Annotated in this window: 15 protein-coding genes; 2 read left to right on the top strand and 13 right to left on the bottom strand. The window is 71.1% G+C overall.

Annotated elements, in window-relative coordinates:
• Window positions 1-174: 174 nt before the first annotated feature.
• The 3 genes from SLW55_RS02890 to SLW55_RS02880 form a co-directional block, all read right to left on the bottom strand.
• Window positions 175-570: an EF-hand domain-containing protein gene (locus SLW55_RS02890; protein WP_267100015.1), complete on the bottom strand. Its 396-nt coding sequence runs from the start codon at window positions 568-570 to the stop codon at window positions 175-177.
• A gap of 43 nt (window positions 571-613) precedes the next feature.
• The gene (locus tag SLW55_RS02885; RefSeq protein WP_017907756.1) at window positions 614-1,336 is read right to left on the bottom strand and encodes a hypothetical protein; all 723 of its coding nucleotides are present in this window, start codon (window positions 1,334-1,336) and stop codon (window positions 614-616) included.
• 81 nt (window positions 1,337-1,417) lie between these two features.
• On the bottom strand, window positions 1,418-2,317 hold the full coding sequence (locus tag SLW55_RS02880; protein WP_267100016.1) for an SMP-30/gluconolactonase/LRE family protein: 900 nt from the start codon (window positions 2,315-2,317) through the stop codon (window positions 1,418-1,420).
• A gap of 125 nt (window positions 2,318-2,442) precedes the next feature.
• Here SLW55_RS02880 and SLW55_RS02875 point away from each other — a divergent pair, with 125 nt between their 5' ends.
• Complete coding sequence (locus SLW55_RS02875) at window positions 2,443-3,558, top strand: Gfo/Idh/MocA family oxidoreductase (RefSeq protein WP_320744523.1); 1,116 nt, start codon at window positions 2,443-2,445, stop codon at window positions 3,556-3,558.
• Between the two features lie 117 nt (window positions 3,559-3,675).
• Here the strand turns inward: SLW55_RS02875 and rlmM are convergent, their stop codons facing one another.
• From rlmM to SLW55_RS02840, 7 genes are all read right to left on the bottom strand, one after another.
• A complete protein-coding gene (rlmM, locus tag SLW55_RS02870; protein ID WP_267100018.1) occupies window positions 3,676-4,740 on the bottom strand; it encodes a 23S rRNA (cytidine(2498)-2'-O)-methyltransferase RlmM in 1,065 nt (354 codons plus the stop codon).
• Window positions 4,741-4,762: 22 nt separating this feature from the next.
• Window positions 4,763-5,323, bottom strand: a complete 561-nt coding sequence (locus SLW55_RS02865) for a nucleoside deaminase (protein WP_017914178.1) — start codon at window positions 5,321-5,323, stop codon at window positions 4,763-4,765.
• On the bottom strand, window positions 5,323-5,730 hold the full coding sequence (locus SLW55_RS02860) for a hypothetical protein (RefSeq protein ID WP_267100019.1): 408 nt from the start codon (window positions 5,728-5,730) through the stop codon (window positions 5,323-5,325). The genes SLW55_RS02865 and SLW55_RS02860 overlap by 1 nt, the downstream gene beginning before the upstream one ends.
• 59 nt (window positions 5,731-5,789) lie before the next feature.
• The gene (locus SLW55_RS02855; protein WP_267100020.1) at window positions 5,790-6,170 is read right to left on the bottom strand and encodes an STN domain-containing protein; all 381 of its coding nucleotides are present in this window, start codon (window positions 6,168-6,170) and stop codon (window positions 5,790-5,792) included.
• Window positions 6,171-6,216: 46 nt separating this feature from the next.
• Complete coding sequence (locus SLW55_RS02850; protein ID WP_320744521.1) at window positions 6,217-7,176, bottom strand: DMT family transporter; 960 nt, start codon at window positions 7,174-7,176, stop codon at window positions 6,217-6,219.
• A 39-nt stretch (window positions 7,177-7,215) separates the two neighbouring features.
• A complete protein-coding gene (locus SLW55_RS02845) occupies window positions 7,216-7,992 on the bottom strand; it encodes an AraC family transcriptional regulator (RefSeq protein WP_295965455.1) in 777 nt (258 codons plus the stop codon).
• A gap of 459 nt (window positions 7,993-8,451) precedes the next feature.
• A complete protein-coding gene (locus tag SLW55_RS02840) occupies window positions 8,452-10,203 on the bottom strand; it encodes a glutamine--tRNA ligase/YqeY domain fusion protein (RefSeq protein ID WP_320744519.1) in 1,752 nt (583 codons plus the stop codon).
• A 257-nt stretch (window positions 10,204-10,460) separates the two neighbouring features.
• Here SLW55_RS02840 and SLW55_RS02835 point away from each other — a divergent pair, with 257 nt between their 5' ends.
• The gene (locus SLW55_RS02835) at window positions 10,461-10,688 is read left to right on the top strand and encodes a DUF2007 domain-containing protein (RefSeq protein ID WP_152182097.1); all 228 of its coding nucleotides are present in this window, start codon (window positions 10,461-10,463) and stop codon (window positions 10,686-10,688) included.
• Window positions 10,689-10,763: 75 nt separating this feature from the next.
• On the opposite strand, the gene SLW55_RS02830 is transcribed toward SLW55_RS02835, so the two are convergent.
• The 3 genes from SLW55_RS02830 to SLW55_RS02820 are packed head-to-tail and all read right to left on the bottom strand — an operon-like array spanning window position 10,764 to window position 13,842.
• Window positions 10,764-11,237 (bottom strand): response regulator, encoded by a 474-nt coding sequence (locus tag SLW55_RS02830; protein ID WP_320744517.1) that lies wholly within the window; start codon window positions 11,235-11,237, stop codon window positions 10,764-10,766.
• Window positions 11,234-13,144: an ATP-binding protein gene (locus SLW55_RS02825; RefSeq protein WP_320744515.1), complete on the bottom strand. Its 1,911-nt coding sequence runs from the start codon at window positions 13,142-13,144 to the stop codon at window positions 11,234-11,236. The genes SLW55_RS02830 and SLW55_RS02825 overlap by 4 nt, the downstream gene beginning before the upstream one ends.
• Entirely contained in the window at window positions 13,141-13,842 is a 702-nt protein-coding gene (locus tag SLW55_RS02820) for a helix-turn-helix transcriptional regulator (RefSeq protein WP_320744513.1), read from the bottom strand. The genes SLW55_RS02825 and SLW55_RS02820 overlap by 4 nt, the downstream gene beginning before the upstream one ends.
• Window positions 13,843-13,954 lie beyond the last annotated feature (112 nt).

Raw genomic sequence — 13,954 nt, 5'->3', positions numbered from 1 at the left:
TTGCTGGGAAGGAGTCAAGAACATAGGCCTGGCCGAATTAATCGACGCTAAAAAAATCGGGCGTTCGCATCTGCACGTCGGCGCTGTTTAGCAAGCGTTTCCAATATGCCTTGGGCCGCGACCGACGGCATCCCGGCGTCCTTCATGGCGGCGCCGGGACGCATGTCGCTGCGGCTACAGCCAGCCGGCGAGCTGCGCGCGGCTGAGGCGACCGCTGCGGTTGGTGTCCAGCGCGTCGAACTCGTCGGCCAGCGACGGATTGGCCTGCGCTTCGCTGCGGCTGATGTAGCCGTCGTGGTCGGTGTCCAGCGCCTCGAAGTCGATGCGGTAGCTGCCGGCCACACGGTCCGGCTGGATGCTGCGCACGGTCACCTGCGCTTCGCCGGGCGTGGCCGGCAACTGCACCTGGTGAGTGACCACGCCATTGCTGAGCGGCTGCGCGCGCACGTTGACCGGCACGTCGCGCAGCGGCTCGGTGGTGGCGCTGGAGGCAGTATTGAGATTCTGCGCCGCGGCCGGCGCGGCGCAGGCGCACAGGCAGCAGAGCAGGGCGAGGGAACGGCAGGACATGGACACAACGGACTCCAGTATGGCGATGGATGGCGGCCCCGGCTCAGCCGGGGATGAACGGAAACGCGAGCTTCAACAGGCCCTTCAGCCCGCCCTCGGCGGTGCTGGCGACGGCCTTGGCGCCGAGGCTGTTGAGCGCGCGGCGCACGTCCTCCCAGCGTAGCTTGCTCACGTCCTTCTTCAATAGATCGGCGACCTCCTCGGCGGTGGGCGCCAGCTTCTGCAGTTCGTGCGTCACCTTCTCCGGCTCCGGTTGCAGGTAGCCCCAGCGCTCGGCGATCTTCAGCAGCGTGTCGAAGCGCACCGCCATCACGTCGCGGTTGCGCTCGTACACGGGCATGGCGCCGACGTCGACGATGGCCTGTTCGAAGCGTTGCTGGTCGTCGGGATGCTCGATGCGGATCGCCAGGAAGCCGTCCTTCTTGCTGCGCTCGCTGACATGCTTTGCCCCGGCGCGCAGGTTGTCCTCGGTCAGCACCGTGGCGACGATGCGCTGCAGCGCCGCCTCGTTGTCCTCCGGCACCAGCGCACGCCAGCGCGCATAGCCGTCGCGGCGCAGGCCCTTGACCTTGGCCGGGGTCACCCGCAGGCGCATCGCCACTGCGTTGTTGGAATCGCTGCGCGAGATCGCGCCGTCGCGTTCCAGCAACACGAAGATCAGCAGTTCCAGGTCGCGCTTGGTCAGCGACTGGAAGCCCTGCAGCAGGGTCAGGCGCAGGAATTCGTCGGCGAAGCCGGCCGGGTTGTTCAGTTCGATCGGCTGCATGTGCGCGGCCCTCCAGTCAGTGCAGCCAGGATGCCAGGGGACCATTGCGCGGGCTGAGACGCCGCTGCGATACGCATCCCATCAGCGTCCGTGCTCGCGGCCGGGGCGGTCGCTGCGGAAGGTTTCGATCGCGCCACGGTCCTGCAGGGTCACGTCGACATCGCGCCCGTCGGCGCCGCCGAAGGCCAGGTTGGTGGGCTTGCGGCCCTTGGTCGCGACCTCGTGCAGCAGCGTGCCGTCGGGCGCCAGCACGATCACCTTGCCGGCGTCGTAGCGGGCCACGTACAGGTTGCCGTCGACGTCGCAGCGCATGCCGTCCAGGCCGGCGTCGGTGAAGCTGGCGAACAGCCGCTTGTTGGAGACGGCGCCGTCGGCCGCACGGTCGTAGACCCAGATCCGCCGCTGCACGCTCTCGTTGACGTACAGGCGCTTGCCGTCGGGGCTGACCTCGATGCCGTTGGTGGTGCCCATGCCGGTTTCGATCAGGTGCGCGCTGCGGTCGCGGTCGATGCGCCACAGCTGGCCGCCGTCGTGCTTCCAGTCCGGGTCGCTGGCGTACAGGGTGCCGTCCGGCGCCATCGCGATGTCGTTGGGCTGGAACGCGCCCGGCAGCGTGGCGTAGACCTCGATGCGCTTGCTGCGCAGGGCGATGCGCAGGATGCGGTGCTGGCCGTAGTCCGCAACGTACATGCGCCCGCGGCGGTCGAAGCGGATGCCGTTGCCGATGCTGCCGTCGGGAAGATCCACGAACAGCGTGGCCTGGCCGCGGCCGTCGGCGTCGCGCTGGACCCGGCCGATGCTGCCGTCGTGGGCGAAGTTGACCACGTATAGCGCACCATCGGGACCCGTCGCAGGCCCTTCGATCTTGTCGGTGAATACGCCATCGCCGACCAGGTCGCGGGCGTGGAACAGGGGTTCCTGCGCCCCGGCCGGGGCAGCCAGCAGCAGGGCGAGGGCGGCAAGCAGTGGGCGGCAGCGCATCGGGTGTCCGAACGGCGGGGGAGGCGGCAGTGTGCCAGAGGCCCCGGCGCATCGCGCGATAGCGCTCACAGTGCCGATGCCGCGCCAGCGGTTAGGGTGAAGCATCCTTCCGGTCGGAGTTGCGCATGGAGCCGTCCTCGCCGAATCGCCGCCGCCTGTTGCTGGCCGGCCTCTCCGCCACCGCCGCCGGCCTGCTCGGATCGTCTGCATGGGCGGCCGCGCCGGCACGACGCCGCAAGCCGCTGGGCGTGGCCCTGGTCGGTCTGGGCGAGTACGCCAGCAGTCGTCTGGCGCCGGGGCTCACCCTGACCAGGCACTGCCGCCTGGCCGGCATCGTCACCGGCTCGCCGCAGAAGATCCCGCAGTGGCAGGCGCGCTACCGCATCCCGGATCGCAACGTCTACAGCTACGACGAGCTGGAGCGCATCGCCGACAACCCGGACATCGACGTGGTCTACGTGGTCACGCCCACCCATCTGCATGCGCCGCTGAGCATCCGCGCCGCGGCCGCCGGCAAGCACGTGTGGTGCGAGAAGCCGATGGCGCTGCACGCCGAACAGGCGCAGGCGATGATCGAGGCCTGCGCGCGCAACAAGGTGCGGCTGAGCATCGGCTACCGCATGCAGCACGAGCCCAATACCCGGCGCCTCATCGCCCTGGCCGGCGAACGCCCGTTCGGGGCGATGCGCAGCGTGCGCGCCGAGGCGGGCTATGCCGGCTACGGCGACACCGACCCGGCGCAGCGGCCGTGGCGGCTGCGCGCGCAGTACGGCGGCGGTGCGATGTACGACATGGGCGTGTATCCGCTCAACGCGGCGCGCTACACGACCGGCGCCGAGCCGCTGGCGGTCAGCGCGCGGCGATCCACCGATCGGCCGGCATTGTTCGACGAGGTCGACGAGCACATGCACTTCACCCTGGAGTTTCCGCATGGGATCACTGCGAGCTGCGCGGCCAGCTTCGGCCGCACCATGAACCTGCTGCGCGCCGAGTGCGCGAAGGGTTGGTACGAACTGGCGCCGTTCCAGGCCTACGACGGCGTGCGCGGCCGGGCCAGCGATGGCCGCCTGTTCGACGCGCGGGTGCACCACCAGCAGGCGCTGCAGATGGACGAGGATGCGCTGGCGATCCTGCAGGGCACGCCGCTGCGCGTGCCCGGCGAGGAAGGCTTGCGCGATATCCGCATCGTCGAGGCCATCCAGCGCTCGGCGCGGGAGGACGGGGCGCGGATCGTGTTGTAGCGGTGGGCGGCGCCAATGCGCTCGTCACAGGAGCGGCTTCAGCCGCGATGGCTTTCCCGGGAAACCCATCGCGGTCGAGCCGCTGCTACGAAACACCGGATGTGGACGCGCGACCGCTCAGCCGGGGATCGCCAGCACCGTGATCTCTTCGCGGTCGTGGTAGAGCTGCTTGGCGCGCAACTGCAGCGGGCGCTCGGCGCGTTCGGCGAACAGGTCCAGGCACAGCCGGGTCTCGTCCCAGCGCTTCTTCATCGGCAGCTTCAAGTTGAAGATCGCGTGCCGGCACCAGCCCTCGCGGAACCAAGTGGCCATGCGCTCGGCGACGCGGCGCGGCTGCTCGACCATGTCGCAGACCATCCAGTCCAGCGGCTGCGGCGGTTTCCAGTGGAAGCCGTCGGCGCGCAGGTGGTCGACCAGGCCGCTGTCGAGCACGTGCTGGCGCAGCGGGCCGTTGTCCACGCTGGTCACGTGCAGGTGCTGGCGGGTCAGCACCCAGGTCCAGCCGCCGGGGGCGGCGCCGAGGTCGGCCGCGCGCATGCCCGGGCGCAGCAGCGTCTCGCGCTCGTGCGGGGTCAGCAGCGCCCGCAGCGCTTCTTCCAGTTTCAGGGCCGACCGCGAGGGCGCCTCCGGCAGCAGCTTGAGGCGCGGGATGCCCAGCGGCCACGGCGCGCTGTCCTCGCTGTCGGCCACCGCCAGCAGGGCGTGGGTGCCGGTCACGAAGCACACGTGCAGGCGCGGCAGCCGCGGCTGCGGCTTGTCGCTGAGCAGGCCGGCCTTGCGCAGCGCCGGGCGCAGCGCGTTGCCAAAACTGCGCGCCAGGCCCGACAGCGGCTTGCCGGCGTCCGAGTCCGGATGTTCGACCCACAGGTCGCCGAAGCGCGGCTGGCCGCCCAGCGCCTGCAGGATCGGCGCGATGCGGTCGCTGGCCGGCAGCTCGCGCAGGTCGGCCAGCAACTGCAGCTTCTGCCGGGCGAAGATCAGCCCGCGCCAGGGCAGCGCCTGCGCCGGCACCGCCGTGTCGCTGAGCAGCAGCGCGTAGCCGCTGTTGCGCTCGGTGCGCGCGTAGGCGGCCAGCCCGGCCTCGCCGGCGCGGGCGTTGAGCTCGGCCGCCAGTTCGGGTTCGAAGCCGGGCCGGCAGTAGCACAGCAGGCCATGGACCAGCGGGCCGTTCTCGGAGGACATGGGCAAGCCTTCGCCGGCGGCGTCAGTAGCGGGGGCTGTCGAGTTCGCCGTAGCGGCGCAGCACCGCGCAGGCGGCGTCGCGGTGCAGGCCGCGCACCACCTCGATGCCGCGGCGCTGCAGTTCGCCGACCCAGTCCGCCGGCAGCGGGCCTTCGTCGAACGGGGTCAGCGCCATCACGTCCTCGGCGCTGGCACCGATCAGCAGGCGGTCGATGCCGGCCCAGATGGTGGCGCCGTAGCACTGGCAGCACGGCTGCGAGGAGGTGGCCAGGGTCACCGGCGACAGCACCGCGTTCAGCCGCGGGGTCTGCAGGCGCTGCTGGGCCAGCATGTAGGCCATGTTCTCGGCATGCGCCAGCGAGGTGGTCTGCGGCACCACCCGATTCACGCCGACGGCGATGATGCGGTGGTCCGGGCCGAACACCGCCGCGCCGAACGGGCCGCCGCTGCCGGCGTCCACGTTCAGCCGCGACAGTTCCACCGCCAGCGCGACCTTGTCGGCATCGCTGGCGTAGACGGCCTGCGGATCGACCGCCTCGTGGATCCAGGCGGGCAGGGTGAGGTGGACTTGCGCGTAGAGCATCAGCGGACGGGTTCGGCAGGCTGGGGGGCGCGCAGTGTATCGGCTTGCGCGGCGCGCGCGCTGCATTGCCCGGCCACGCAGGAGCAGCCGGCGATCGCGGGCGAGCCGCACACGCTCATGCGCCCGCTGGCCTGGCACTGCGCCATCACGCCCTGCGGATCGGTAGGGCTGTCGCGGTTGACGCAGGCCGGCATCGCGCCGCAGCAGTTGCCGACGTTCTTGACTGTGCAGTCGGCATCGGTGCGGCAACTGGTGTCGACCTTGATTGGCAGGCCCGGTGCGGACGCCGTCGGCGTCGGTGCCGGCACCGCCGGCTTGGCGGTCTCGCTGCGCGCGCAGGCGCTGGACAGCAGCATGCCGGCGAGCAGGCACAGGGAACACAGCAACGACGCGAAATGACGGGGCATGGCGATCTTCCGTGCGGTGGAGTGCGGCCATGGTAGCAACCCACCGCGCCGCCGCCGGGTCAGCGGCGCACGACGGTCATCGCGTCGGCGCTTTCCTCCGAGATCCGCAGCGCTGTGCCGTCCAGCGCCTGGTGCAGCGCTTGGCGGATGCTGACCTGTCCCTTCACCGCGTTGACCGGCAACGATGCGAGGCCTGGATCGCGGTACACGACCATGCAGCCGGTGGCGTGGGCCAGTTGCTGCGACACCTCATCGAAGCGCCCGGCCGGCAGGTCGTAGGCGTGGTCGGGGACGGCGTCACACTTGCCGGTTGCCGCCGGTGCGATGGCGTTGGTGGCCGGGTTCGGCGCCGCGCCGGATGGCGCGTTGGAGGCGTGGCAGCCAGCCAGTGCGGCGACTAGGACGAGAGCGGGACAGCAACGGCGCAGGACGGTGTGCATGGCGCGATTCCCGTTGGAGGACCTTCGCAAGTCTAGGCAGCGCCGCTTAACCGGGCTTGGCTTCGCGCACGGTGGGTTGCGGCCGCGCATGCACCAGCGTGCACCACAGCACGCCGCCGAGCAGGCAGGCGATCGCCAGCAGTTCCAGCGCGGTCGGCCAGCGCTGTTCCCACAGGAAGCCGTACAGCAGCGCGAACACGGTCTCGAACACGATCATCTGCCCGACCAGGGTCAGCGGCAGCAGCCGGCTGGCGTGGTTCCAGCAGGCGTTGCCGATCACCGAAGCGAACAGCGCCAGCACCAGCGCCATGCCCCAGAAGCGCATCCAGTCGGCGCCGGCATGGGCCGTGCCTGACAGGGCGAACGCCGGCAGCGCCAGGGTCAGGGCCAGCGCGCCGGTGACCACGCCGGTCAGCAGCGACCAGTCGCGGCCGGACAGGTCCGGGCGCCGCCGCAGCCAGCGCGCGTTCTTGATCGAGTAGGCGGTCCAGCACGCCAGCGCGCCGACCGCACAGGCCAGTCCCGCCGCACGCAGGCCGAGGCTGGCGGGAATGTGCGGCCGCGCCACGGCCAGGGTCTGCACCGCGACCAGCGCCACCCCGAGCACGCACAGCGCGCAGGGCGCGGCGAGCCGGCGTAGGCGGACCGCGCCGGCCGCGCGCGAGCCGATCACCGTGACCGCCGCCGGCAACAGGCCGATGATCAGCGCGGTGGCGGCGCCGCCGGCCCACTGCACCGCGCTGCCCAGCAGCACGTAGTAGACGATGTTGCCGAGCAGGCTCAGGCGCAGCAGCGCCCACCATTCGGGCGCGCCCAGCGGCGCGGTGGCGGTGCGCCAGCGCGGCAGCAGCACCACGGCAGCGATGGCGCCATAGGCCAGGTAGCGCGAGATGGCCAGTTGCAGCGGCGAAAAGGCGCTCAGCAGTTGCGGCGCCAGGAACACCAGGCCCCACAGCGCGCCCGCGACCATGCCGCTGCCGACCCCTGCCCATAGACGTTCGCGCATGCGGTTCGTTTCCGTGTCGGCCGTGTCAGCCGTGACGGCTCAGCATGCCGGCGCCGGCAGCGGCCGGCTTGTCCCAGACTCCTGTCCTGGCGCCGGGCGATGACGGCGGCGGTAGGCGGCCGGGGTCTGCCCGGTGCTGCGCTTGAGCGCGCGGGTCAGCGCGCTCTGGTCGGCATAGCCGCTGTCCTGGGCCAGGTCGGCGATCGGCCGGGTGCCGTGCGCCAGCTGTCGGCGCACCCAGTCCAGCCGCCGTGCCGCCACCCAGTCCTGCGGCGTGCGTCCGAACGCAGCGCGGAACAGCGCGTGCAGGCGACTCGGACTCAGGTGCGCCAGCTGCGCCATGCGCCGCACCGGCCAGTCCTGGCCGGGCGCGGCCTCGATGCGCCGGCACAGCGCCTGCAGCCGCTGCCAGCCGCGCGGCGCGGTGTCCGCCTGCAGCCAGGCCAGCACGGCGGCGCCGGCTCGTGCATGGGCGGCAGCGAGGTCCGGATGCGGTGTCTGGTCGGCGAGCAGATCCTGCAGCGGCGGCGGCAGGTCGAGGAACGGCCGTCGCCGCAGGTGCTCCAGCGCGTCGTCGCCGAAGGCATCGGTGCGGCAATCGACGACCAGGAAGCGGTTGGCATCCAGCGCGGACTGCGCATGCCGGGTCTGCGGCGCGACCACCGCGGCGCGGAAACGGTCCAGATAGCCGCCGCGGCCGTCCACCTCCAGTTCCATCGAGCCGTGCAACGGCAGCACCAACTGTACGTGGTCGTGCTGATGGGCGGCGCCGTCGCGGCCGTAGCTGCGCAGGCTGAAGGACGGGGCGGGGGACATGCCCGTTACGCTAGCGCGCGGGCGGTGGCGGGGGAAGGGCGGGGATTGGGGATTTTTCGCGAGTGCACGGTATGTGCGGCGCCTCTGGCGACAAAAAGCCACTCCGCGACTCCACGGTGGGTGCGGCTTCAGCCCCGACAGGCGTTATCGGTAAAGCCCGTCGGGGCTGAAGCCCCTCCCACAGTGCAATCGCAACCGCCCAGCACTCGCGGGAAAATCCCGAATCCCCAATCCCCGCTTTTGGTGGCTTCGGCCGCAACGCCTTACCGACAAAAGCGGCACGGCTAACGCTGGCCCTGCAGGAAGCAGCCGCGCATGCAGCCATCCTGTGGGAGGGACTTCAGTCCCGACGCGATAGCGCCGAACGACGCGGCAGATGTTCGGGCACGCGGTCCGCGGCCGATGCGCTGCCTTCCTCCAGGACATCGCCGTCGCTGGAGGCATCGCACACGCGCTTGGTCAGCCGCCCTGGCCGCCGCTCCAGGTATCGCGCAGGGTCACGCTGCGGTTGAACACCGGCGCGTCGGCGCGGTGGTCGTAGCGGTCGGTGACGAAATAGCCGGTGCGCTCGAACTGGAACGCCTGCTCCGGCGCGGCCTGGGCGGCGGCGGGTTCGACGTAGCCGCGCACGCTGCGCTTGGAGTCGGGGTTGAGGTGGTCGCGGTAGGTCTTGCCGTCGGACTCGTCGTCAGGCTTCTCCACCGAGAACAGGCGGTCGTACAGGCGGATCTCGGCCTCGACCGCGTGCGCGGCGCTGACCCAGTGGATGGTGCCCTTGACCTTGCGGTTGGCGCCTTCCATGCCCGGGCGCGATTCCGGGTCGAGCCAGCCGCGCAGTTCCACGATCTCGCCGGCGTCGTTCTTGATCACCTCGTCGACGCGGGCGATGCCGGCGCCGCGCAGGCGCACTTCGCCGCCCGGCACCAGCCGCTTCCAGCCCTTGGGCGGGACTTCGGCGAAGTCCTCGCGCTCGATCCACAGTTCGCGCGAGAACGGCACTTCGCGCGTGCCGAAGCTCTCGTCCTTGGGATGATTGGAGAAGGTCAGCGTTTCGCTGTGGCCCTCGGGCAGGTTGCTCAGCACCAGCTTCAGCGGCTCGATCACCGCCATGCGCCGCGCGGCGTGCGCGTCCAGGTCTTCGCGCAGGCAGCCTTCCAGCACCGAGAAATCGATCACCGAGTTCTGCTTGCTGATGCCGACGCGGTCGACCAGCAGGCGCAGTGCGGCCGGCGTGTAGCCGCGGCGGCGCAGGCCCTGCAGGGTGTACATGCGCGGGTCGTCCCAGCCGTCGACCAGGCCTTCGGCGACGAGTTGGGTCAGCTTGCGCTTGCTCATCACCGTGTAGTTGATGTTGAGCCGCGAGAACTCGATCTGCCGCGGCTTGGCCGCCTCGCGCGGCAGGCCCTTGTCCAGCAGCGGCTGCAGCAGTTCGGGGTGGCCGGCCAGATCGACCTTGTCCACGCACCAGTCGTACAGCGGGCGGTGGTCCTCGAACTCCAGCGTGCACAGCGAGTGGGTGATGCCTTCCACCGCATCGCCCAGCGAATGCGCGAAGTCGTACATCGGGTAGATCGGCCAGGCGTTGCCGGTGTTCTGGTGCTCGACGTGCTTGATCCGGTAGAGCGCCGGGTCGCGCAGGTTGATGTTGCCGCTGCGCATGTCGATCTTGGCGCGCAGGGTGCGCGCGCCGTCCGGGAACTCGCCGGCGCGCATGCGCCGGAACAGGTCCAGGTTCTCCTCGACGCTGCGGGTGCGGTAGGGCGAGTCGCGGCCCGGCTCGGTGAGGGTGCCGCGGTACTCGCGCACCTGCTCGGCGGAGAGGTCGCAGACGAAGGCGTGGCCGTCGCGGATCAGCTTCTCGGCGGCCAGGTAGTACACCTCGAAATAGTCCGAGGCGTGACGCAGCTCGGCCCAGTCGAAGCCCAGCCAGCGCACGTCGTCCTGGATCGCGGCGACGAATTCGGGATCTTCCTTGGCCGGATTGGTGTCGTCGAAGCGCAGGTTGCAGCGCCCGCCGAACTCGGCGGCGATGCCGAAGTCCAGGCAGATCGCCTTGGCATGGCCGATGTGCAGGTAGCCGTTGGGCTCGGGCGGGAAGCGGGTGCGGATGGCCGTGTGCTTGCCGCTGGCCAGGTCCTCGCGGACGATCTGGCGGATGAAGTCTTTCTTCTCGGCCGGGGCGGAGGCGTCGGTGGCGGGGGTGTCGGACATGCGCGCGTCAACAAATTGGGTGCGCAACAGTCTACTCGGGTCAACAAACGTTGACCCTATGTTGACTCTGTTGACGCTGGGGGCTCGGTTCGGCTGGCTGCGACCGGCGTCCCCAGCGTACTCTGCCGATCTCCCTTTGCGAGAACGCGCCATGCCTTTGCTCAGCCTCGTTATCGGCGCCCAGACCCTGTCTGCGAGCGTGCGGCGCGTCTCCCGTGCCGTCGCCAATGTCGCTGTGTACGGCTGAGGGGCCGACCATGCAGATCGCCTACCGCGCCCAGCACCTGATCGATGCGCACCTGGCCAAGCACGCGCTGGAGGATGCCGGCATCACCGCCTTCGTGTTCGGCGAGGCCCTGCTCGGCGGCGCCGGCGAACTGCCGTTCGGCGTGGTCCAGGTCTGCGTGGCCGACGAACTGCTGGAAAGAGCCCAGGAAGTGCTGATGACGCTGGGCCTGGGCGGGCAGGTGACGCGGGCGATGTAGTTTGGGGGCTGGGATTGGGGAGTCGGGATTGGGGATTGGCAAAAGCGGGGGGCTGCCGTTGCGAATCCCCAATCCCTAATCCCCAATCCCGGCCGTCAGCCAACCCGGCGGCGCGGCATCCGCCACGGCGAGGCCGCCCAGGCGCTTGAACAGCACCACGGTCTCGGCCACGTTCCAGACGCGCAGGGCGACTTCGAAGGTGTCCAGCGGCTTGGTCAGGAAATCCTTGGCGCCCAGGCCGAGGGCGCGGTGGCGGGCGCTGCGGCTGGGGTCGGCGGTGAGCACGATCACCGGCAGGAAACTGGACGGGCCGGCCAGGCGCGCCAGTTGTTCCAGGATCGCGTAGCCGTCCAGCTCCGGCATCATCAGGTCGAGCAGGATCAGGTCCGGCGCGAACGCCGCGACCAGGCCCAGCACCCGCTGCGGGTCGGTGGTCGCCACCACCTGGCGGAAGCCTTCGTGCTGCAGCAGTTCTTCCAGCAGGCGCACGTTGGCCGGTTCGTCGTCGACGATCAGGATGCGCGCGGCGAGGACATCGTTGCGGGTCATGCGAGGTGTCGGTCCAGAACGGAGAAGAAGTCGGCCACGTCCAGCGGCTTGGTCAGGTAGGCGCACACCGGCTCGCCTTGCACGCGCACCAGCGTGGTCGCGGTGGCATCGGCGCTGATCACCACCACCGGGATCGCCGCGGTGTGCGGCTGCGCGCGCAGCGCCTGCAGCAGGTCCTCGCCGTTGCCGTCGCTCAGGTGCAGGTCGAGCAGGATCAGGTCGGGCGTGGCCTGCTGCAGATGCGCGCGCGCCTGCGCCAGGCTGGCTGCCTCGTGCAGGCGCCAGTGCGGGCGGCGTTCGACCAGGGTGCGGATCAGCGCCTGGTTGGACGGGTTGTCCTCCACGCTCAGCAACTGGCGCTGGATCCCGCTCGCCGTCGTCGCCATCACGGCGGGGTCAGGCAGTGCCGCTGCCTGTGGGCGGTCCAGCGGCAGCGCGATGGTGAAGCGCGATCCGTCCGCGCCGCTGTCCACGGCGATGCGCCCGCCCATCGCCTCGGTCAGGCGCTTGCTCAGCGCCAGGCCCAGACCGGTGCCCTCGATCGCCGAGCGCTCGGCGCCGAGCCGCTCGAACGGCGTGAACAATCGTTCCACCTGCGCCGGCGTCAGGCCGTGGCCCTGGTCGTGCACGCTCAGCGCCAGGGACTGGCCTTCGGGCACCGCGCTCACCCACACCGCGCCACCCGGGCGGTTGAACTTGATCGCGTTGGACAGCAGGTTGATCAGCACCTGGCGCAGCCGCTGCGGGTCGGCGCGCACGGTCCACTCCGGCGGCAACTGCGGCGGCCGCAGCACGATGCCGCGCGCCTGCGCCTCCGGTGCGACCAGGCCCATCGCCTCTTCCAGTGCGGCATGCACCGGCACCGGGCGCGGGCTCAGGTCGAGCTGGTCGGCCTCGATGCGGGCGATGTCCAGCAGTTCGGTGATCAGTCCCAGCAGGTGTCGGCCGGCGCCGAGGATGTGCTGCAGGTGGTCGCGCTGCGCCGCGCCCGTCAGGTCCATCTCCAGCACCTGCGCGTAACCGAGGATGGCGTTGAGCGGCGTACGCAGTTCGTGGCTGCTGCGCGAGAGGAATTCGGTCTTGGCCCGGTTGGCGCTCTCGGCCTCGCGGCGCGCCGACTGCGCTTCCTCGGCGCGCGCGGCGAGCAGGGTGCTGGCCTGCTGCAGGCGTTGCGCGACCTGGCCCAGCTCGTCGCCGGCCGGTGGCTGTGGCGCCAGCGGCCGGCCGTCGCCGAGGCGGTCGGCATTGGCCGAGAGCTGGCGCAGGCGTCGCGACAGCGACGAGGCGAACCAGGCCACCGCGAGTACCGCACCGAGTCCGCCCAGCATCGCCGCGCACAGGGTGATCAGCAGGTTGCGCTGGCGCAGCGCCTGCGCCTTGGCGGTGCGCACCTGCAACTGCGCGGTCTCGTAGTTGCGCAGCTCGCGCAGTTCCGCACGCAGGATGTCGAGGGTGACCTTGCCCTCGCGCAGCTGGCGGATCTCTTCCTCGCGGCTCAGGTCCGGCGCGAGCAGCCGCCGCCAGCCCTGCATCTTCTCCTCGAACAGCGGCTGGATGCGGGCGAAGCGCTGCGCCTGGCGCGGGTCGGTGATGCGTTGCGACAGGCGCTGCACCACGGTCTTCAGCCGCGGCTCGGCGTCGCGGTACGGGGTCAGGAACGCGTCCTGGCGCACCAGCCGGTAGCCGCGCACGCCGGCGGCGGTCTCGGCCAGCAGCGCATGCGCCTCGTGCAAATCGCTGAGCAACTGCAGGGTGCGGCGCACGTCGTTCTCGGCGGCGATGTTCTGCCGCTCGACGCTGTAGATCGCCACCAGCGCCGCCACCAGCAGCAACAGCGGCAGCGCCACCAGCGCCAGGCTCTTGCGGGTCAGCGGCCAGTCGTTCCAGCGCCGCGCCAGCGCCCTCACAGCGCCACCCCCGCCTGCACCGCGACCACCGCGGCCTGGGTGCGGTCGGCCACCTGCAGCTTGTGCAGGATGCGCTCGACGTGGACCTTGGCGGTGCCGGCGCTGATGCCCAGTTCGGCGCCGAGCGCGGCATTGGTCAGCCCGCGCGACAGTAGCGCCAGCACCTGCCGCTCGCGCGCGCTGAGCACGGCCAGGCGGTCGGCCTGCGCCGGTTTGCGCCGCCGCGGCGCACGCGGCGGTTCGGCCGCCAGCGGCGCCAGCAGCGCGGCGATCGCGGACAGGGCTTGCACGTCCTCCGGTGCCGGGACGGTGCGGGCGTCCCAGCCCAGGCACAGCATGCCCAGCGGCACGCCCAGCGTGGCGATCGGCAGGCACAGTTCGCCGGCCTCGGTGGCGGCCGTGCCGCGCAGGCGCCAGGCATGCGCCGACGCCTCGACGGCGACGCTGGCGCCCGGCGGCAACGCATCGCCCTGGCTGGCCAGTACCAGGCAGCGGGCGCCCCGCACCGCCAGCACCGCAGCATGCGGGGCCGCCACCAGGGCACTGGCCGGCACGAGTGCGTGCGCGGCGGCCTGCGCGGCATCGCCGGCCTCGCGCAGCGCCGCCGCGGCGGCGGCCACGGCCTGCCAGCGCGCCGCGTCGGCGGCGTCGCGGCGCAGTGCCTCACGCCACTGGCCTGCATTGGAGGGAGGGTGCACTGGCGCGTCTCCGATATGCCGAACGGCATATTCGAGGATATGCCGCCCGGCGGATGTTGCGCAAGCCGCCGCTGCCGATACTCGCTTCGCCTCGAGACGGCATCCCCTCAGC

The organism is Xanthomonas sp. LF06-19 (assembly GCF_034105425.1).
Classification (GTDB): Bacteria; Pseudomonadota; Gammaproteobacteria; order Xanthomonadales; family Xanthomonadaceae; genus Xanthomonas_A; species Xanthomonas_A sontii.
This window is presented reverse-complemented; position numbering and strand designations above follow the sequence as displayed.